This window comes from Streptomyces sp. NPDC057280, assembly GCF_042668605.1.
In the GTDB taxonomy this organism is placed as follows: domain Bacteria; phylum Actinomycetota; class Actinomycetes; order Streptomycetales; family Streptomycetaceae; genus Streptomyces.
On record NZ_JBHUYR010000003.1, the window covers coordinates 441,934 to 460,237 of the forward strand.

Annotated in this window: 17 protein-coding genes; 12 read left to right on the top strand and 5 right to left on the bottom strand. The window is 71.8% G+C overall.

Going from position 1 to position 18,304, the window contains the following annotated elements; all coding sequences use genetic code 11:
* Positions 1-9: 9 nt before the first annotated feature.
* On the top strand, positions 10-648 hold the full coding sequence (gene purN / locus ACFUO4_RS20520; RefSeq protein ID WP_383486608.1) for a phosphoribosylglycinamide formyltransferase: 639 nt from the start codon (positions 10-12) through the stop codon (positions 646-648).
* Entirely contained in the window at positions 645-2,219 is a 1,575-nt protein-coding gene (purH, locus tag ACFUO4_RS20525) for a bifunctional phosphoribosylaminoimidazolecarboxamide formyltransferase/IMP cyclohydrolase (RefSeq protein WP_079311864.1), read from the top strand. The genes purN and purH overlap by 4 nt, the downstream gene beginning before the upstream one ends.
* A 72-nt stretch (positions 2,220-2,291) precedes the next feature.
* Here the strand turns inward: purH and ACFUO4_RS20530 are convergent, their stop codons facing one another.
* The gene (locus ACFUO4_RS20530; RefSeq protein ID WP_079311865.1) at positions 2,292-2,942 is read right to left on the bottom strand and encodes a hypothetical protein; all 651 of its coding nucleotides are present in this window, start codon (positions 2,940-2,942) and stop codon (positions 2,292-2,294) included.
* Between the two features lie 258 nt (positions 2,943-3,200).
* Here ACFUO4_RS20530 and ACFUO4_RS20535 point away from each other — a divergent pair, with 258 nt between their 5' ends.
* From ACFUO4_RS20535 to ACFUO4_RS20560, 6 genes are all read left to right on the top strand, one after another.
* On the top strand, positions 3,201-4,055 hold the full coding sequence (locus ACFUO4_RS20535) for a bifunctional methylenetetrahydrofolate dehydrogenase/methenyltetrahydrofolate cyclohydrolase (RefSeq protein ID WP_079311866.1): 855 nt from the start codon (positions 3,201-3,203) through the stop codon (positions 4,053-4,055).
* Positions 4,045-4,512: a DUF3017 domain-containing protein gene (locus tag ACFUO4_RS20540; RefSeq protein WP_079311867.1), complete on the top strand. Its 468-nt coding sequence runs from the start codon at positions 4,045-4,047 to the stop codon at positions 4,510-4,512. Before ACFUO4_RS20535 ends, ACFUO4_RS20540 begins: the two co-directional genes overlap by 11 nt.
* A gap of 244 nt (positions 4,513-4,756) precedes the next feature.
* Entirely contained in the window at positions 4,757-5,218 is a 462-nt protein-coding gene (locus ACFUO4_RS20545; RefSeq protein WP_383486614.1) for a helix-turn-helix domain-containing protein, read from the top strand.
* Between the two features lie 359 nt (positions 5,219-5,577).
* Positions 5,578-6,792, top strand: a complete 1,215-nt coding sequence (locus ACFUO4_RS20550; RefSeq protein ID WP_383486617.1) for a DUF2690 domain-containing protein — start codon at positions 5,578-5,580, stop codon at positions 6,790-6,792.
* Positions 6,793-7,104: 312 nt separating this feature from the next.
* Complete coding sequence (locus ACFUO4_RS20555; RefSeq protein WP_079311869.1) at positions 7,105-8,094, top strand: malate dehydrogenase; 990 nt, start codon at positions 7,105-7,107, stop codon at positions 8,092-8,094.
* A 125-nt stretch (positions 8,095-8,219) separates the two neighbouring features.
* Positions 8,220-9,167, top strand: coding sequence for a hypothetical protein (locus ACFUO4_RS20560; RefSeq protein ID WP_383486620.1), 948 nt, complete (start codon positions 8,220-8,222; stop codon positions 9,165-9,167).
* On the opposite strand, the gene ACFUO4_RS20565 is transcribed toward ACFUO4_RS20560, so the two are convergent.
* On the bottom strand, positions 9,145-10,548 hold the full coding sequence (locus ACFUO4_RS20565; protein ID WP_383486623.1) for an MFS transporter: 1,404 nt from the start codon (positions 10,546-10,548) through the stop codon (positions 9,145-9,147). The two genes, ACFUO4_RS20560 and ACFUO4_RS20565, sit on opposite strands and share 23 nt — an antisense overlap.
* 93 nt (positions 10,549-10,641) lie before the next feature.
* Here ACFUO4_RS20565 and ACFUO4_RS20570 point away from each other — a divergent pair, with 93 nt between their 5' ends.
* The gene (locus tag ACFUO4_RS20570; RefSeq protein ID WP_383486626.1) at positions 10,642-11,583 is read left to right on the top strand and encodes a LysR family transcriptional regulator; all 942 of its coding nucleotides are present in this window, start codon (positions 10,642-10,644) and stop codon (positions 11,581-11,583) included.
* On the opposite strand, the gene ACFUO4_RS20575 is transcribed toward ACFUO4_RS20570, so the two are convergent.
* The gene (locus ACFUO4_RS20575) at positions 11,578-12,459 is read right to left on the bottom strand and encodes a GNAT family N-acetyltransferase (RefSeq protein ID WP_383486629.1); all 882 of its coding nucleotides are present in this window, start codon (positions 12,457-12,459) and stop codon (positions 11,578-11,580) included. The two genes, ACFUO4_RS20570 and ACFUO4_RS20575, sit on opposite strands and share 6 nt — an antisense overlap.
* A 12-nt stretch (positions 12,460-12,471) precedes the next feature.
* Positions 12,472-13,533, bottom strand: coding sequence for a helix-turn-helix transcriptional regulator (locus ACFUO4_RS20580; protein ID WP_383486632.1), 1,062 nt, complete (start codon positions 13,531-13,533; stop codon positions 12,472-12,474).
* Positions 13,534-13,592: 59 nt separating this feature from the next.
* Between ACFUO4_RS20580 and ACFUO4_RS20585 the strand changes: the two genes are divergently transcribed.
* On the top strand, positions 13,593-14,147 hold the full coding sequence (locus ACFUO4_RS20585) for a DinB family protein (protein ID WP_079311872.1): 555 nt from the start codon (positions 13,593-13,595) through the stop codon (positions 14,145-14,147).
* Positions 14,148-14,161: 14 nt separating this feature from the next.
* Here ACFUO4_RS20585 and ACFUO4_RS20590 read toward each other — a convergent pair whose 3' ends face one another.
* Entirely contained in the window at positions 14,162-14,908 is a 747-nt protein-coding gene (locus tag ACFUO4_RS20590) for a hypothetical protein (protein ID WP_383486635.1), read from the bottom strand.
* Between the two features lie 262 nt (positions 14,909-15,170).
* Between ACFUO4_RS20590 and ACFUO4_RS20595 the strand changes: the two genes are divergently transcribed.
* Both ACFUO4_RS20595 and ACFUO4_RS20600 read left to right on the top strand, forming a co-directional pair.
* A complete protein-coding gene (locus ACFUO4_RS20595) occupies positions 15,171-16,670 on the top strand; it encodes an aldehyde dehydrogenase family protein (RefSeq protein ID WP_383486638.1) in 1,500 nt (499 codons plus the stop codon).
* An 80-nt stretch (positions 16,671-16,750) separates the two neighbouring features.
* Positions 16,751-18,280, top strand: coding sequence for a GMC family oxidoreductase (locus ACFUO4_RS20600; protein ID WP_383486641.1), 1,530 nt, complete (start codon positions 16,751-16,753; stop codon positions 18,278-18,280).
* The last annotated feature ends 24 nt before the right edge of the window (positions 18,281-18,304 follow it).

The window sequence follows — 18,304 nt, forward strand, 5'->3', positions numbered from 1 at the left end:
ACATACCGCATGTTCCCCGAGAAAGGGCCCCCCGTGGCTAAGCGCCTTGTCGTGCTGGTCTCCGGTTCCGGCACCAACCTCCAGGCGCTCCTCGACGCCATCACGGAGACCGGCGTCGAGGCCTACGGCGCCGAGATCGTGGCCGTCGGAGCCGACCGCGCGGGCATCGAAGGGCTCGCCCGCGCCGAGCGCGCCGGGCTGCCGACCTTCGTCACGCGGGTCAAGGACTACGAGACGCGCGAGGAGTGGGACGCGGCGCTCGCCGAGGCCGTCGCCGCGTACGAACCCGACCTGGTCGTCTCCGCCGGGTTCATGAAGATCGTGGGGAAGGAATTCCTCGCCCGGTTCGGCGGCCGGTTCGTCAACACCCACCCCGCCCTTCTCCCCAGTTTTCCCGGCGCTCACGGCGTCCGTGACGCGCTCGCGTACGGCGCCCGGGTCACCGGCTGCACCGTCCACTTCGTCGACGACGGCGTCGACACCGGACCGATCATCGCTCAGGGCGTGGTGGAGGTCCGGGACGAGGACGACGAAGACGCTCTGCACGAGCGCATCAAGGAAGTCGAGCGAAGGCTGCTCGTCGAGGTCGTGGGGCGGCTCGCCCGCAACGGCTATCGCATTGAGGGACGAAAGGTAGTTATCCAGTGACCGCCGAGAGCATCGAGAGCGGCAAGCGGGCCATCCGTCGCGCGCTCGTCAGCGTCTACGACAAGACCGGGCTCGAGGAGCTTGCCCGCGGGCTGCACGAGGCCGGCGTCGAACTCGTCTCCACCGGGTCCACCGCGGGCCGTATCGCCGCCGCCGGCGTCCCCGTCACCAAGGTCGAGGAGCTCACCGGCTTCCCCGAGTGCCTGGACGGCCGGGTCAAGACGCTGCACCCGCGCGTGCACGCCGGCATCCTCGCCGACCTGCGCCTGGAGGACCACCAGCGGCAGCTGGCCGAGCTGGGTGTCGAGCCGTTCGACCTCGTCGTCGTCAACCTGTACCCGTTCCGCGAGACGGTCGCCTCCGGCGCGTCGCCCGACGAGTGCGTCGAGCAGATCGACATCGGCGGTCCCTCGATGGTCCGCGCGGCGGCGAAGAACCACCCCTCGGTTGCCGTCGTCACCAGCCCCGCCCGGTACGCGGATGTGCTGAACGCCGTCCAGGACGGCGGGTTCGACCTCACCACCCGCAAGCGGCTCGCCGCCGAGGCCTTCCAGCACACGGCGTCGTACGACGTGGCCGTCGCCTCCTGGTTCGCCTCCTCCTACGCGCCGGTCGACGAGTCGCAGTTCCCCGACTTCCTCGGCGCCACCTGGGAGCGTGAGAACACCCTCCGCTACGGCGAGAACCCGCACCAGCCGGCCGCGCTGTACGTGGACGCCTCCGGTGCCGGGCTGGCCAAGGCCGAGCAGTTGCACGGCAAGGAGATGTCGTACAACAACTACACGGACACGGACGCCGCCCGCCGTGCCGCGTACGACCACGACGAGCCGGCCGTCGCGATCATCAAGCACGCCAACCCGTGCGGCATCGCGGTCGGCGCGGATGTCGCCGAGGCGCACCGCAAGGCGCACGCGTGCGACCCGCTGTCGGCGTTCGGCGGCGTGATCGCCGTGAACCGGCCGGTCAGCAAGGAGATGGCCGAGCAGGTCGCGGAGATCTTCACCGAGGTCATCGTCGCGCCGGACTACGAGGAGGGGGCCCTGGAGGCCCTCGCCAAGAAGAAGAACATCCGGGTGCTGAAGGCCGCGGGCGCCCCCGCCAACCCGGTCGAGGTCAAGCCGGTCGACGGCGGTGTCCTCCTCCAGGTCACCGACCGCCTCCAGGCCGACGGCGACGACCCGGCGAACTGGACGCTGGCCACGGGTGAGGCGCTGAGCGAGGCCGAGCTCGCCGAGCTGGCCTTCGCCTGGAAGGCCTGCCGCGCGGTTAAGTCCAACGCGATCCTCCTCGCCAAGGACGGCGCCTCGGTCGGCGTCGGCATGGGCCAGGTCAACCGTGTCGACTCCGCGAAGCTGGCCGTCGAGCGGGCCGGTGCCGAGCGCGCGCGGGGGTCGTACGCGGCCTCCGACGCGTTCTTCCCCTTCCCGGACGGCCTGGAGATCCTCGTCGAGGCCGGTGTGAAGGCGGTCGTCCAGCCGGGTGGTTCGGTGCGCGATGAGTTGGTGGTCGAGGCGGCGAAGAAGGCCGGCGTGACGATGTACTTCACGGGGACGCGGCACTTCTTCCACTGAGCCGCACCCACACGACGAGGGCCCGCCGACCGTGCGTCGGCGGGCCCTCGTCGGTGTGAGCGCGGGGATCGCTCAGTAGCGCGGGCGCGCGAACCAGGCCGTGCCGCTGGGGACGACCGGAGCGGCGGCGATGATGCCGCCGAAGACGAGCCACAGCAGTGGGCCGACGACCGCCGTGGCGAACCCGGAGTCGAGGCCGACGAACAGGCCGAGGAGCCCGACGACGGCACCGAGCGCGCCGTAGATCACCGTGGTGATCCGGATGCCCTGGCCGCCCCGGCCGAACTTGACGCCGAGGGTGATCGAGAGGGCCGCCAGCGCGGCGGCGATCAGGGCGAAGACACCGAAGACGCCGGCCGCCATGTCGGCGCCGTCGCCCCCCGTGCTGAATCCGATCTCGTCGGCGCCGTCCGACACGTCGCTGGCGAAGGCGGCGAAGTACAGGAAGCCCAGGGCGCCGAGGATCTGGACGGCCGAGATGATGAACAGGAAGACACGAGCCGTCACCAGCAGGCCCGGCATCGACTGCGGCACCATGTTCGCGCCCGGGTAGCCGGGGTACGCGGGTGCCTGCGGGTAGGCGCCGTAGGGCTGTTGGGGAGCGCCGTAGGGCTGCTGCGGCGGGACGCCGGGCGGGGCCTGCTGGGGGTAGCCGTAACCGGGAGCGGCCGGCGGCTGCTGGGGCGGGGGCCCGTAGGGATTGTTCGGATCGCCGAAACTCATGGCGGGTTTCCTCCGTTTGCCGAATGTGCGGGGACGACGAGCGGCACGGTCGGAGGAAGGTTCAACAGATGCGGTTCGTCCCCCCGGTACAGCCCGCGGCACTGTGCCGTCAATCGTTCTTCAGTGGCTGGTTCGTTGTCCAGCCGCATTCCGCATGTGTTGTGCAAGTGCAACAGAAGCGATCATGGTCGGATACGACGGACAGTCCGCCGGGACCCGGATTGGAACCGGGGGCCGGTCATCCGCGAGGATGGGGGCATGACCGCCCAGATTCTCGATGGCAAGGCCACCGCAGCCGCGATCAAGTCCGATCTGACCGCCCGCGTGGCGGCGCTGAAGGAGAAGGGCGTCACGCCCGGCCTCGGCACGATCCTCGTCGGGACCGACCCCGGCAGCCAGAAGTACGTCGCCGGCAAGCACCGCGACTGCGCCCAGGTCGGCATCGCCTCCATCCAGCGCGAACTGCCGGAGACGGCCACGCAGGAGGAGATCGAGGCGGTGGTGCGGGAGCTGAACGAGGACCCCGCCTGCACCGGTTACATCGTCCAGCTGCCGCTGCCCAAGGGCATCGACGAGAACCGCATCCTGGAGCTGATGGACCCGGACAAGGACGCCGACGGTCTGCACCCGATGAACCTCGGCCGCCTGGTCCTCAACGAGCCGGCCCCGCTGCCCTGCACCCCCAACGGCGTCCTCACCCTGCTCCGCCAGTACGGCGTGGAGATCAAGGGCGCCGAGGTCGTGGTCGTCGGCCGCGGTGTCACCATCGGCCGCCCGATGCCGCTGCTGCTCACCCGGCGCAGCGAGAACGCCACCGTGACCCAGTGCCACACCGGCACCCGGGACCTGTCCTCGCACCTCAAGCGCGCGGACATCATCGTCGCCGCCGCGGGCTCCGCCCACCTGATCCGCCCGGAGGACGTGAAGCCGGGCGCCGCCGTCCTCGACGTCGGTGTCTCGCGCAGCGCCGACGGCAAGATCGTGGGCGACGTCCACCCCGGTGTCGCCGAGGTGGCCGGCTGGATCTCCCCGAACCCCGGCGGTGTCGGCCCGATGACCCGGGCCCAGCTGCTGGTCAACGTGGTCGAGGCGGCGGAGCGCAGTGTCGCCTGACCGCGAGGAGAACGACATCGAGGTCCGGGACCCGATCAGCGCCCCCGACGTCGACGGGAAGCCGCGCCGCACGACCCGTCGCTTCCCGTTGTTCACCCGGGACACCGCCCGCCCCGAGGGCGGCGGCCGGGCCGCGCCGAGTGACGCCCCGGCGCCCGCCCGGCAGTGGCCGATCCTCGCCGTGCTGGCCACGGTCGCGGTCGGCCTGCTGGTGGTCGCCACCGACCAGTTCCGCGTCGGCTCGCTGCTCATCGGCGCCGGACTGCTGGCCGGCGGGGTGCTGCGCTGGCTGCTGCCGGACGTCGGCATGCTCGCGGTGCGCTCCCGGTTCACCGACATCGTCACGTACGGCGTGCTGGGCGCCGCGATCGCGCTGCTGGCGTTGATGGCCCAGCCGGAGCCGTGGCTGGTCATCCCGTTCCTGAAGGACGCGCTGCACTTCACGGTCAGCAGCTGATCTCCCGGCCGGTCACCGGCCGATCCCCGGCGCCTCATGACGGCGGTCCGTCCCCTCCCCCGAGGAAGGACGGGCCGCCGTCTGCGTCAACCCTGGTGCACGACGAAGACGCTGTTCAACGCCTGTCAGCACGCTGTGCCGCGGAAGTGACCATTCCGCTACGGTGTCCGGGCCCTGTCACGGCAGGAGAAGCGAGGGGAACCGATCACCGGCCGGGTGTCGTCCGACACCGTGGAGGTGAGCGATGGGCGCCTGGCAGTCGCTGCCGGAGGATCTGCCGCCGGAGGTGCGGCACTTCGTGGAGCAGCTGCGGCGGCTGAAGGACGCGACCGGCCTCAGCCTGGCCGCGCTCGGCGCGCGCACCGCGTACAGCAAGTCCTCCTGGCACCGCTATCTCAACGCCACGCAGCCGCCGCCCCGGCAGGCCGTCAGCGCCCTGTGCGGGATCGCCGGGCTGGGCGGCCCGGAGGCCGAGCGCGTCGGCGTCCGCTGGGAACTCGCCGTCCAGGCCTGGCCCCGCCCGGCGGCGGCCCCCGAACAGCCCGCGGCGGCCGAGGAGTACGAGGACGATCCCACACTGCCGTGGTGGGAGGATCCGCCGCCGTCGAAGGCGCCGCGCGGCCCGAACCGGATGCTGCTGGCCGCCGTACTGCTGCTGTTTCTGCTGGCGCTCGTCGCGGGCGTCGGTGTCGTGGTGCTTGGGTGAGCTCCGTACCCGAGTGGCGTGCGTTACGGGCGGTGTGCGTCCCATGTGTCGATGTGTTGACAAGTTCGCGGATTTGCAACGAAGCCGTTCGATAAGAGGGTTACCGTGACCGATCGGGACGGTCCGGGACGTCCCGTTGCTGAAGAACTGGACCGCGGCCGGGTCGGCGTGCAACGGTGCATGCCCCCGGCCCCGATGCACCCGTGCGCCCCCACCCCGGGAACTGAGATCCTTGTCGGGCGCATCCCTGTGGGTAGCCAGACGGGGACTCGGCAGAGGGCACCACGCACGGGGAAACGCAGCAAGAGCCAGCACGACCGGGGGGAAAGAGGGGGGAAGCAATGCCTCGTTGGAGGGCCTTGCCGGATGAACTGGATCCGCAGGTCAGGGAGTTCGCAAGCCAGTTGCGGCGGCTCGTGGACCGCAGCGGACTGAGCATCGCGGCGGTCGCCGACCGCACGGGCTACAGCAAGACGTCCTGGGAGCGTTATCTCAACGGCAGACTCCTCGCGCCCAAGGGCGCGATCGTGGCGCTGGCCGAGGTCACCGGCACCAATCCCATCCATCTGACGACGATGTGGGAGCTCGCCGAGCGTGCCTGGAGCCGCTCGGAGATGCGCCACGACATGACCATGGAGGCCATCCGGATCTCCCAGGCGCGCGCCGCGCTCGGTGAGTTCGGGGCGCCGCCCGCCGGCGCCAAGGGCAGCAAGACGGCCCGCAGGAGCGGCAGCGCCACGGCGACGCCGGGGGTGGCCGGGCCCGCGGGCGTGGCGCCGACGGTGCCGCCGCAGCCGGCCTCGCCGGAGGTGCGGGACGCCACGGGCGTGCCGGGCGCCTCAGGCGCGCAGGGCTCGCGCGGCGAGTCGGCCCAGGGGAGCCGGGAAAGCGGTGTCAACTCCTGGGGGCTCGCCGGGTACGCCGGTCCCTCGTCGGCGGGCGGACGCGCTCCCGACGGACCGGCCTGGTCGCCGACCGCGCAGCCGCCGTACGGCGAACCCGCGCAGAGCCCGCGTCCGGCCGGTGGGTCCGGTGCCGGTGCACCCGGCTCCGGGGCGCCCGGCTCCGGTGGGACCGGTGGCAAGCGGCGGCTGACGATGTTCCTCGCCGGTGTCGTCGGCGTGCTCGTCGTCATCGGTGCGGCGTACTTCCTCACCGACGGCGGCGGCGACAAGAAGAACGAGGGCGGCAAGGCCTCGCCGTCCCCGACCGCCTCCACGCCCGCGAACCTCCCCGCCGGGGTCAAGTGCAGCGGTGACTCCTGCACGGGCAAGGACGCGGAGAGCATGGGCTGCAGCGGCGACCTGGTGACCACCGCCAAGACCGCCACCGTCGGCACCACCGTCGTGGAGGTCCGCTACAGCAAGACGTGCGGTACCGCGTGGGGCCGTATCACCGGAGGCGCGCAGGGCGACAAGGTCGCCGTGACCGTCGGCAGGGGCAAGCAGCAGACCGGCTCGATCACCACGGCCGGGGACACGATCGCGTACACCCCGATGGTGGCGGTGAAGGACGCCGGCGAGGCGAAGGCCTGCGCGACGCTGGCGGCCGGGACGAAGGGGTGCACCTCGTAGTCGCCCGTGGCTGAAAAGAATTCCGGGGCCGCAGGCATGGCCGGACGAATCGTGGGCACGCGAACCGTACCCCCACGGGAGTCCGGCCAAGTCGGAACCCCCATACGACGGCCGCCCCGTTCCCCCTCTCCCGAACGGGCGGCCGTCGCTCTTCGCTGACTTTGTGGGGTGGGCCACAGGGACCCGGACGTCCGGCATCCCGGATGCGCGATAGCCTGACCGGTGGATCTCTTGATGCCGAGAGATCGATCATTTGTACGTCCGCACCCCAGGGCAAGGACGCCCACCGCCAGCTGTCATACGGAGAACGCCATGACCCGCACTCCCGTGAACGTCACCGTCACCGGCGCGGCCGGCCAGATCGGTTACGCCCTGCTCTTCCGCATCGCCTCCGGCCAGCTGCTCGGCGCGGACGTGCCGGTCAAGCTCCGCCTCCTGGAGATCACCCCGGCGCTCAAGGCCGCCGAGGGCACCGCCATGGAGCTGGACGACTGCGCCTTCCCGCTCCTCCAGGGCATCGACATCACGGACGACCCGAACGTCGCCTTCGACGGCGCCAACGTCGCCCTCCTCGTCGGCGCCCGCCCCCGCACCAAGGGCATGGAGCGCGGTGACCTCCTGGAGGCCAACGGCGGCATCTTCAAGCCGCAGGGCAAGGCCATCAACGACAACGCCGCGGACGACATCAAGGTCCTCGTCGTCGGCAACCCGGCCAACACCAACGCCCTGATCGCCCAGGCCGCGGCCCCGGACGTACCGGCCGAGCGCTTCACCGCGATGACCCGCCTCGACCACAACCGCGCGCTGACCCAGCTCGCGAAGAAGACGGGCTCCACGGTCGCCGACATCAAGCGTCTGACCATCTGGGGCAACCACTCCGCCACCCAGTACCCCGACATCTTCCACGCCACGGTCGGCGGCAAGAACGCCGCCGAGGTCGTCAGCGACGAGAAGTGGCTGGCCGAGGACTTCATCCCGACCGTCGCCAAGCGCGGCGCGGCGATCATCGAGGCACGTGGCGCGTCCTCCGCGGCCTCCGCCGCCAACGCCGCCATCGACCACGTGTACACGTGGGTCAACGGCACGGCCGACGGCGACTGGACCTCCATGGGCATCCCGTCGGACGGCTCCTACGGCGTCCCGGAGGGCCTGATCTCCTCCTTCCCGGTCACCACCAAGGACGGCCGGTACGAGATCGTGCAGGGCCTGGACATCAACGAGTTCTCCCGCTCCCGCATCGACGCCTCCGTCGCCGAGCTGGCGGAGGAGCGCGAGGCGGTCCGCGCGCTCGGCCTCATCTGAGTCACGCGCTCCGCGTCACAAGCCTGCACGGGCCCTGTTCCGGTTTCATCCGGGGCGGGGCCCGCGCCCGTTTTCACCGCTACCGTCAAGAACGTTACCCGCCAAGGTGATTCGGGTGGTTCGCGATGAACGACGGATGGCAAGGGAACGGCTACAGCTCGGGTTCCGACGAGCACGAGCCCAGCGAGGAGAGAGGCCAGGCGGCCTGGGGTACGCAGGGGCAGAGCGGCGCCCTGCCGCCGTGGGCGTCGGCGGAGACACAGACGTCGTACACACCGCCGACGCCGTACCCACCGCCGTCGAACACGCCGCCGTGGGGGGCGCCCCCGCCCGTGCCGCCGCCACCGGTCCAGCCGCAGCCGTACATCCAGCCGCCTCCGCCTCCGCCGCCACCGTCCCCCGGCCCGCGCCGTCTGCTCGCCATCCTGACCGCGATGGTCGTGCTGGGCTCGGGCATCGGTGCCGGGGTCTGGTTCCTGACCCGTGACGGTGGGGTGGGCGCCCATGCCACCCCGGGCCCGAGCGTGGTCGTCACGACGTCGGCGCCCGAGCCGACGACCTTCGAGCCCACCCCGTCGGCGACGCCCCTTCAGTCCCCGCCCGCGTCACCCACCCCCGCCCCCGGCTACCGCCTCGCCGACGACCCCGTCGGCTACTCGATCGCCGTCCCCGAGTCCTGGACCCGCAGACAGAAGCAGGGCGAGAAGGCGCCGGTGGTCTTCTACGACGCCCCCGACGACGACCGCCAGCTGCAGATCTTCCGGCTGGCCGAGGACAGCCCGGCCGAGTCCCTGCACCAGGCCGAGAACGACCCCGGCTTCGGCTTCGCCCGCCAGCCCGGCTACCAGGCCCTCGAACGCGACGAGGACACCACCTGGTCGGAGCTCTCCTACCGCTACGACGACGAGGACAAGGGCGCTCGCCAGGTGATCGACCATCGCTTCGAGGCGGCCGACGGCACGCTCTACGCGATCCGCGCGAGCGGCCCGGAGGACCTGCCCCGCGCCGAGGTCCGCGAACCGCTCACCATGGCGCTGAGCTCGTTCTGCCCTACGGGACTGGAGTGTTCGTAGGCGTACGGGCCTCGGTCCGCCCGGCCGCCGGGACCTTCGCCCTGCCGTACCCCGCGACCACCAGCGCCGTCGCCACCAGCACCAGGGCCGCCACCGTGCGCAGGGCCGGGCCCATGCCATGGGCGAGGTCGGGGTGGTGGGCGAGGGCGGTGCCGGTGACGGCGACGCCCAGGGCCGCGCCGAGCTCGCGGGCCGAGGTGCCCAGGCCCGAGGCCAGGCCTGCCTGGTGGGCCGGCAGGGACGTGGCCGTGGTGAGGGTGAGCGCGGGCATGGACAGGCCCGTGCCGACCGAGATCACCAGGAGCCAGCAGGCGTACAGGGGGTAGGGCGTTCCCGCGTCCGCCGTGGACGCGCCCAGCAGGCCGAGGCCGATGAGCGCGAGGCCGCCGCCGATGACCGGGCGGGGGTACGACGTCCAGCGCGCCGCCAGCCTCGGCACCAGCGCCATGCCGACGATCAGCGGCACGATCGCGACGCCGGTGACGGCGGGGCCGTACCCCTTCACGCCTTGCAGGTACTGCGAGTTGACGAAGAAGAGGGCGAAGAGGCCGAAGAAGCCGGTGGCCAGGCCCAGGGTGCCCGCGCGCAGCCGGGGGGACGTGACGAAGAGGCGCGGGTCGATCAGGGGCCTGCGGGCGCGTCGGGCGTACGCGGTGAAGACGGCCACCAGCAGGGCGCCCAGGGCGAAGACGCCGAGGATGCGCGGCGAGGCCCAGCCGTAGGCGGGGCCCTCGATGATGCCGAACAGGACCGCCAGCAGGCCCGCGGTGAGGAGCAGGGTGCCCACCGGGTCGAGCGTGCCGTGCGGGGAGCGGGGGGTGCGCGGGGTCGTGATCGCGACGGCCGTCGCGAGGAGCGCGGCCAGCGGGACCATCGCCGCGAACAGCGCCCGCCAGCTGAGGAACTGGCCGACCAGCCCGCCGCCGAGGTTGCCCAGCATGCCGCCGACGCCGATCGCCAGCGTCCAGGAGGCCATCGCACGGGCCCGCCCCTCGGGGCCCGCGAGATGCAGCAGGATCGACATCGTCGCCGGGGTGATCAGGGCGGCGCCCGTCCCGCACACCGCCCGGCCCGCGATCAGCAGCGCCGGGCCGGGCGCGAGGGCGCTGGTGGCGGCGCCCGCGGCGAACAGGGCGAGACCTGAGAGCAGCGCGCCCTTGCGGCCGTACCGGTCGCCGAGCGCGCCCGCCGGGATGAGCAGGCCCGCGAAGGCGATGACGTAGGCGTCGACGGTCCACAGGATCTCGGTGTGCGAGGGATGCAGGGCGGACGAACTCAGCTGCGGGATCAGGAGGTTGACGGCCGCGACCATGCTCTGGGCGAGCAGGACACAGGCGCAGACGGCGAGCAGGGTGGACCGTTTCAGGGCGTGCGAGGGCATGGCTCCTCCGGGGAGCGGGCGTTGGTCTGGGATGCCTTCTCACCGTAGGGTCGGAGGTGTCCTGCACTCCAGTGCAAGCTTTGCAAGGGATGGATGCGTGTGACGCAATCCGGGAATCTGGATCTGAACCTGCTGGTCGCGCTCGATGTGCTGCTGGAGGAACAGAGCGTGGGCGGTGCCGCCCGGCGGCTGCATCTGTCCGAGCCCGCCATGTCGCGCACCCTCGGCCGGATCCGCAAGGCGCTCGGTGACCCCGTGCTGGTGCGGGCCGGGCGGCAGATGGTGCCGACGCCGCGCGCGCTCGCCGTGCGGGCCGAGGTGAGCGCGGTGGTGGAGCGTGCGCGGGCGTTGTTCGCGCCGGGGCAGGACACCGATCTGCGCACGGTGGAGCGGACGTTCACCATCCTCGGGCACGACGCGATCGCCGCCTCCCACGGCCCGGCCCTGTTCGCCCGGGCCGCCGCCGAGGCGCCCGGCATCCGCATCCGGTACCTCGGCGAGAGCCATGTCGACGCGCCGCTCCTGCGCGAGGGGACCGCCGACCTCGAGGTCGGGGTGGTGGACCAGACGCAGCCCGAGGTGCATGCGGAGACGCTGCTGGAGGACCGTATGGTCGGCGTCGTACGGGCCGGACATCCGCTGCTGCAAGGGGAGTTGACGGCGGAGCGGTTCGCGACGGAGGCCGACCATCTGATCGTCTCCCGGCGCGGGAAGCTGCACGGTCCGATCGATGCGGCGCTCGCCGAACTCGGTCTGAAACGGCGGGTGGTGGGGTCGGTCGGGACCTACCCGTCGTCGCTGTTCGTCGTCCGCGACACCGATCTGGTCGGACTGTCCACCACCTGGGCGCTGCCCCTGTCGCAGAGCCTGGGCCTGGTCACCTTCGACATCCCGCTGCAACTGCCGCCGCTGCGCCTGGGGTTGGCGTGGCATCCGCGGCACGACGCCGATCCGGCCCATGCCTGGCTGCGCGGGACCGTACGGGAGTTGATGGCCGACTGGACGGAAGGGAGGCGGGCATCAGGGGGGCTATAGCCGCTTCTCGAACCAGTGGTCGGCGTAGACGTGGTCCGCGTACGACGGGATCTCCGTGTACCCGCACGCCCGGTACATCGTCTGCGCCTCGGTGAGGGTGGCGTGCGTGTCGAGGCGCAGGAGCGTGAGGCCGCGCGCGGTGGCCTCGCCTTCCAGCGCCGCGAGCAGTCGGCGGGCCAGGCCCAGGCGGCGGGCGTCCTGGCGCACCCACACGTGCCGGAGCTCGCCGACGCCCGGCTCCAGGCGGCGCAGCGCCCCGCAGCCGACCGGGCGGCCCTCCTCGTACGCCACGAAGAACGCGCCCGCCGCACCGGACACCTCCTCCGGGCCGACGAGATCGGACGTGTCGAAGCCCTCGGGGAAGCGGGCGTCGAGGTCGGCGGCGTAGGCGTCCAGGCAGGCGCGGGCGTCCGGGGCGGCGCCGTCGACGAGGGTGACGGTGATGGCCGCGAGGCGCAGCAGACGCTGGACGGTGGCCATGGCTCCGGTCAGCTCGGCGCGCTGGTCGGCGGTGAGACCTTCGAGGAGGCCGGTGGCGAGGGCGTCCGCCCGCCGGTTCTGCTCCTTAAGCTCGACCCGTCCGGCGGGGGTCGGTTGGACCATCCGCAGCCGGTTGTCGCCAGGGTGCGCGCTCAGCCGGACCAGGCCCTGCGCCTCCAGGGCCTTCGCCATCCGGCTCAGATAGCCGGCGTCCAGGCCGAGGCGGGTGCGCAGTTCGCGCAGGGAGGCCCCGTCGCCGATCTCGAACAGCAGCCGGGCCTCGCCGAGGGGGCGGTCCTGGCCGAGGTAGTGGTCGTCCAGGACGCCGATCCGGCGGGTGAAGTAGCGGTTGAACCGGCGGAGGGTGGTGACGTGGTCCGCTGACACGGGGTCCATAGTTCTTTGACTTTAGTCAAAGGATTCGCCGGAGTCCATGGCTGAGGCGGGGGCTGTGGCCGCTGCGGGGTCCATGGCCGCGGCGGCGAGGAAGCGGCGCCCCAGCGTGCGCACCGCCTCCCGCAGCTCGGGCGGCCGCACGACACGGAACGGCGCCCTGAGCGCGGTGAGCTGGGCGGCGTACCACTCCGGCTCGTCCGTCGTCGCCAGCAGACGGGTGGTGTGCGCGTCGAGCGGCTCGGCGCGGCCGAGACTGCGCGGCAGCCACTGGGCGACGAGATCGGCGGGGGCCTCGACGACGACCTCCACCTCGTACGACCAGCCCTCGGCGAGGTGCGCTTCGAGGGTGTCGAGCGGGTCGAGGTCCTCGGGCGGCGTGAACGTCCCGTCGAGCACGGTCACTTCGACGACCCGGTCGACGCGCAGCACCCGGCGGGCGTCGGCGGTGTGCGACCAGCACAGCAGGTACCAGCGGCCGTGGCGGACGGCGACGGCCCACGGGTCGATCTCCATGGGGCGTACGCCCTTCGTGCCCAGGTCGTAGCCGACGCGGAGCCGGTGCCGGTCGGCGGCCGCCTGGACGAGGGCGGCCGTGGTGGCGGGGTCGGGGGCGGTGGCTTCCGGGCCCTTGGTGCGCACCCTGCGGACCGCCTCCGCCGGATGCGCGACCGGCGCCGGCAGCACCCGCACGATCTTGCCGAGCGCGCCGCCCACCGGGCCGGCCGGGTCGGCCGCGTCATGATGGCCTTCCAGTACCGCCATGACCAGCGCCAGCGCCTCCTGTGACGTGAACATCAGGGGCGGTACGCGCAGGCCGCGGCCGACGCGGTAGCCGCCGTAGGGGCCCCGCGTGGACTCCACCGGGATGCCGGCCTCGCGCAGGATGCCCACATAGCGACGGGCGGCGCGCTCCGAGACGCCGAGGTGGGCGGCGAGACGGTCGGCGGTGATGCCGGGGCTGTGCTGGAGGAGTTCGAGGGTGCGGAGGGCGCGGGCGGTGGGGCTTTCGGTGTGTCGGGCGTGTCCGGGGTGTTCTGCGTGTGCGGTGTGCTCGGCGTGTTCCGCGTGGGGCATCAGGAAGCTCTTGTCATTCCGGTCGTGGATCGTCCGGAATGGACCGTAGCGTGCTTCCCATGAGCGAGGAGATTCTTCTGGAGCCGCCCGTCGCGGGCAGCGAGGCCGACACCCTGATCGGGTCCCTGGAGCGGCAGCGCAGGACGTTCGCCTGGAAGTGCGAGGGGCTGGACGCGGCCGCGCTGAACACGCGGCTCGCCCCTTCGTCGATCACGCTGGGCGGGCTGCTCAAGCATCTGGCACTGGTGGAGGCCGACTACTTCACCCTGCGGCTGCTGGGGGAGGACCCGGGCGCGCCCTGGAACACCGTGGACTGGGAGGCGGAGCCCGGCTGGGAGTGGCGCTCGGCCGGGCAGGACACGCCCGAGCAGCTGTACGCCCTGTGGGGGGCCGCGGTCGTCCGGTCCCGGGCGAACGTCCGGAAGGTTCTCCCGGAGGGCGGGCTCGATCAGCTCGCCCACTACACCGGCCGGAACGGGGACTCGCCGAGCCTGCGCCGCATCCTCGCGGACCTGATCGAGGAGTACGCCCGTCATGTGGGGCAGGCCGACCTGATCCGGGAGTCGATCGACGGGCGGGTGGGGGAGGATCCGCCGGCCGACTTCACGTACTGAGGCCTTTCGGCGCTTCACACGCCCTGCAGCTCCTCCTGCAGCTTCCCCACGTCCACCGACTCGTCGGCGGAGGGCGTCGCCGTCGGCACCGGCTTGTCGTAGTCCGTGAAGGTCAGCGTCAGGTCGGTGCCGCCGCCGTGCTGAGTGGCCTTCACCAGCCGGTGCGGGGAGTCCGAAGTGACGTACAGGACCTCCTGCTTGCCGTCCTCCGTGCCCTTGAGCGGGATGACCTTCGTCCCGTCGACGGTCGTCTCGTCGCCCTTCGTCAGGGGCGTCGCGCCGTCCTCGTCGCCCGCGACCTCCTTCTGGAAGGAGGTCAGATCGCAGGTGTCGGCCATGCCCTTGAGCATGGCGTCGCTGGTGGAGCCGTGGATGTAGCGGTTCTTGAAGAGCTCGGCGACCGCGTCGCCCTGGCCGCCCGGCACCTGGGCCTTCCAGAAGTCGGCGTCCGGCTTCATCCACACCTCGTCACCCTGTTTGACGATCTCCACGCTGCCGCCGTGCGCCCCCATCTCCATCGAGCCCACGCAGTTGCCGTCCTGGTCGAGGGCGAGATCCATCGAGGTCGGCTGGGTGGTGCTGGTCCGCGTGTCGGTGCTGCGGTCGGTCAGCTTCAGATGGACGGACTTCGCGTCGAGGAGGTTGTCCTTCGCCTGGTCGGCGAGTTGCCGCGCGGTGAGGTCGTCGCCGTCGTCCGCGGCGATGAGGACCGGTGAGAGCAGCAGCGCGGCCGTCACCCAGGCGAGTGCTTTTCCTGCCATGCGTCACCTCCGGGGTGCGCATGCGGTGGCCGCTGCGGTCGCCGGTGTGGTGGCTGCTGCCGCGGTCGTGTGGTGGCCGCCACATGCGGGCCCTCACTCAGCGTACGATTCGCCCTATTTGCCCGCATGTTCAGTGATGCGGAGCACTTTCCAGCCTTGATTGCGCATGCAATGCGGGGGCGAGGGCAGGCGCTGACGGTCCCGCTGGGTGACATCCGTGTGACTCAGGGGAGCGAACCAGGAACGGAAGGCAACACCGATCATGGCCGGACAGCAGGCCCAGCAGACGATCCACGCGGGTGGCGAGTGGCGCGCAGCCCTCTCCGGCGCGACCCGCGACATCATCGACCCCGCTGACGCGCAGCCCTTCGCCGTCGTCGCCGAAGGGGACGAGAAGGACACCGACCTGGCCGTCGCCGCCGCCCGCGAGGCCTTCGACCACGGCGACTGGCCCCGCACCCCGGTCGCCGAGCGCGCCGCCCTGCTCTACCGCGTCGCCGACCTCCTCATGCGCGACCGCGAACGGCTCGGCCTGCTGGAGAGCCGCGACGCGGGCAAGACCCTCGAAGAGGGCCGCGTCGACATCGACTGTGTCGCCGACGCCTTCCGCTACTTCGCCGGTCTCGTCGCCGCCGAGTCCGGCGGCCGGGTCGTCGACGCGGGCTCGCCCGACATCCACAGCGTCGTGGTGCACGAGCCGGTGGGGGTCTGCGCCCTCATCACCCCGTGGAACTACCCGCTCCTCCAGGCCAGTTGGAAGATCGCTCCGGCGCTCGCCGCGGGGAACACCTTCGTCGTCAAGCCCAGCGAGATCACCCCGCTGACGACCGTCGCCCTGATCGAGCTGCTGGTGGAGGCCGGTCTCCCGGCCGGGGTCGCCAACATCGTCACCGGGCCCGGCGCCTCGGTCGGCGCCCGGCTCGCCGAGCACCCCGACGTCGACCTCGTCTCCTTCACCGGCGGCCTGGTCAGCGGCACCAAGGTGGCGCAGGCCGCGGCCCCTTCGGTCAAGAAGGTCGCCCTGGAACTCGGCGGCAAGAACCCCAACGTCGTCTTCGCCGACGCCTGCGCCACCGAGGAGGGCTTCGACACCGCCGTCGACCAGGCTCTCAACGCGGCCTTCATCCACAGCGGCCAGGTCTGCTCGGCGGGCGGTCGGCTGATCGTCGAGGAGTCGGTGCGTGAGCGCTTCGTCGCCGAACTCGCCGCCCGGGCAAGCCGGATCAGGCTGGGCCGAGGCACCGACGACGGCGTCGAGTGCGGCCCGCTCGTCTCCGAGCAGCAGCGCGCCAAGGTCGAAGCCTACGTCGCCTCGGCGCTGGCGGAGGGCGCGGTGCTGCGCACGGGCGGCAAGCGGCCGGAGGGGCTCGGCGACGGATTCTTCTACGAGCCGACCGTCCTCGACGCCTGCCACCGCGAGATGAAGGTCGTCCGCGAGGAGGTCTTCGGCCCGGTCCTCACCGTCGAGACCTTCCGTACGGAGGACGAGGCGGTCTTCCTCGCCAACGACACCGAGTACGGCCTCGCCGGCGCCGTCTGGACCGCAGACGCGGGACGCGCCCGCCGCGTCGCCGGCCGACTGCGGCACGGCACCGTCTGGATCAACGACTTCCACCCCTATCTCCCGCAGGCGGAGTGGGGCGGCTTCGGCAAGAGCGGGACGGGGCGTGAGCTGGGCCCCGCCGGGCTCGCCGAGTACCGCGAGAGCAAGCACGTCTACCAGAACCTCGCGCCGAAGCCGGTCCGCTGGTTCGCCGGCTGAGCCGTTTGCTGTTCGCCGTTCGCAGGCCGGTCCTCTGCCGACTGGCAGGCCGACCCCCCCCACGCTTCAGGAGTACCCCCATGCCAGAGAACAATCATCTCTACGACTACGTCGTCATAGGCGGCGGCACCGCCGGTTCCGTCATCGCCTCCCGCCTCACCGAGAACCCCGACGTCACCGTCGCCGTCATCGAGGGCGGCCCCAGCGACGTCGACCGCGAGGACGTCCTCACCCTGCGCCGCTGGATGGGCCTCCTCGGCGGCGACCTCGACTACGACTACCCGACGGTGGAGCAGCCCCGCGGCAACTCCCACATCCGGCACAGCCGCGCCCGCGTCCTGGGCGGCTGCTCCTCGCACAACACCCTGATCTCCTTCAAGCCGCTGCCGTCCGACTGGGACGAGTGGGAGGCGAACGGCGCCAAGGGCTGGGGTGCGGTGCCGATGGAGGCGTACTACGCCCGGCTGCTCAACAACATCGTCCCCGTCGACGAGAAGGACCGGAACGCCATCGCCCGCGACTTCGTCGACGCCGCCCAGAAGGCGACGGGCGTCCCGCGCGTCGAGGGCTTCAACCGGCGGCCCTTCGACGACGGCGTCGGCTTCTTCGACCTCGCCTACCACCCCGAGAACAACAAGCGGTCCTCGGCGTCCGTGGCGTATCTGCACCCGGTGATGGACGAACGCCCCAACCTCACGATCCTGCTGGAGACCTGGGCGTACCGGCTCGACCTGGACGGCACGCACGCCCGCGGCGTCCATGTCCGCGCCAAGGACGGCGAGGAGTTCGTCGTACGCGCCCGTAACGAGGTGCTGCTGTGCGCGGGCGCCGTCGACTCGCCGAGGCTGCTCCTGCACTCGGGCATCGGCCCCGCCCGTGACCTCGAAGCCCTCGGCATACCCGTCGTGCACGACCTGCCCGGAGTCGGCGAGAACCTCCTCGACCACCCCGAGTCGGTCATCGTCTGGGAGACGAACGGCCCCATCCCGGAGAACTCCGCGATGGACTCCGACGCGGGCCTGTTCGTCCGCCGCGACCCCGAACACCTGGGCCCGGACCTGATGTTCCACTTCTACCAGGTCCCCTTCACCGACAACCCCGAGCGACTGGGCTACGAACGCCCCGCGTACGGCGTCTCGATGACCCCCAACATCCCCAAGCCGAAGAGCCGCGGCCGCCTCTACCTGACCAGCGCCGACCCGTCGGTCAAACCGGCCCTGGACTTCCGCTACTTCACCGACGAGGACGACTACGACGCCCGCACCCTGGTGGACGGCATCCGCATCGCCCGTGAGATCGCGCGGACCGAGCCGCTGGCGGGCTGGCTCAAGCGCGAGGTGTGCCCGGGCCCGGACGTCACCGGCGACGAGGAACTGAGCGAGTACGCCCGCAAGGTCGCCCACACCGTGTACCACCCGGCGGGCACCTGCCGCATGGGCGCCGTGGACGACGAACTCGCCGTGGTCGACCCCGAGTTGCGCATCCGCGGCCTGGACGGCATCCGGATCGCCGACGCGTCGGTCTTCCCGACGATGACGGCCGTGAACCCGATGATCGGGGTGCTCATGGTCGGTGAGAAAGCCGTGGACCTGATCGGAGGCGGTGCGTGATGAGTGGCTCTGTTGTCTCCGGGA

Excerpts from the sequence above, each read along its gene's own strand:
- ACFUO4_RS20580 (WP_383486632.1), bottom strand. The coding sequence starts at position 13,533 with ATGCCCCACGCGGAACACGCCGAGCACACCGCACACGCAGAACACCCC.
- ACFUO4_RS20570 (WP_383486626.1), top strand. The coding sequence starts at position 10,642 with ATGCGTGTGACGCAATCCGGGAATCTGGATCTGAACCTGCTGGTCGCG.
- ACFUO4_RS20560 (WP_383486620.1), top strand. The coding sequence starts at position 8,220 with ATGAACGACGGATGGCAAGGGAACGGCTACAGCTCGGGTTCCGACGAG.
- ACFUO4_RS20535 (WP_079311866.1), top strand. The coding sequence starts at position 3,201 with ATGACCGCCCAGATTCTCGATGGCAAGGCCACCGCAGCCGCGATCAAG.
- ACFUO4_RS20575 (WP_383486629.1), bottom strand. The coding sequence starts at position 12,459 with ATGGACCCCGTGTCAGCGGACCACGTCACCACCCTCCGCCGGTTCAAC.
- ACFUO4_RS20585 (WP_079311872.1), top strand. The coding sequence starts at position 13,593 with ATGAGCGAGGAGATTCTTCTGGAGCCGCCCGTCGCGGGCAGCGAGGCC.
- ACFUO4_RS20555 (WP_079311869.1), top strand. The coding sequence starts at position 7,105 with ATGACCCGCACTCCCGTGAACGTCACCGTCACCGGCGCGGCCGGCCAG.
- purN (WP_383486608.1), top strand. The coding sequence starts at position 10 with ATGTTCCCCGAGAAAGGGCCCCCCGTGGCTAAGCGCCTTGTCGTGCTG.
- ACFUO4_RS20565 (WP_383486623.1), bottom strand. The coding sequence starts at position 10,548 with ATGCCCTCGCACGCCCTGAAACGGTCCACCCTGCTCGCCGTCTGCGCC.
- ACFUO4_RS20600 (WP_383486641.1), top strand. The coding sequence starts at position 16,751 with ATGCCAGAGAACAATCATCTCTACGACTACGTCGTCATAGGCGGCGGC.
- ACFUO4_RS20545 (WP_383486614.1), top strand. The coding sequence starts at position 4,757 with ATGGGCGCCTGGCAGTCGCTGCCGGAGGATCTGCCGCCGGAGGTGCGG.
- ACFUO4_RS20595 (WP_383486638.1), top strand. The coding sequence starts at position 15,171 with ATGGCCGGACAGCAGGCCCAGCAGACGATCCACGCGGGTGGCGAGTGG.
- ACFUO4_RS20530 (WP_079311865.1), bottom strand. The coding sequence starts at position 2,942 with ATGAGTTTCGGCGATCCGAACAATCCCTACGGGCCCCCGCCCCAGCAG.
- ACFUO4_RS20590 (WP_383486635.1), bottom strand. The coding sequence starts at position 14,908 with ATGGCAGGAAAAGCACTCGCCTGGGTGACGGCCGCGCTGCTGCTCTCA.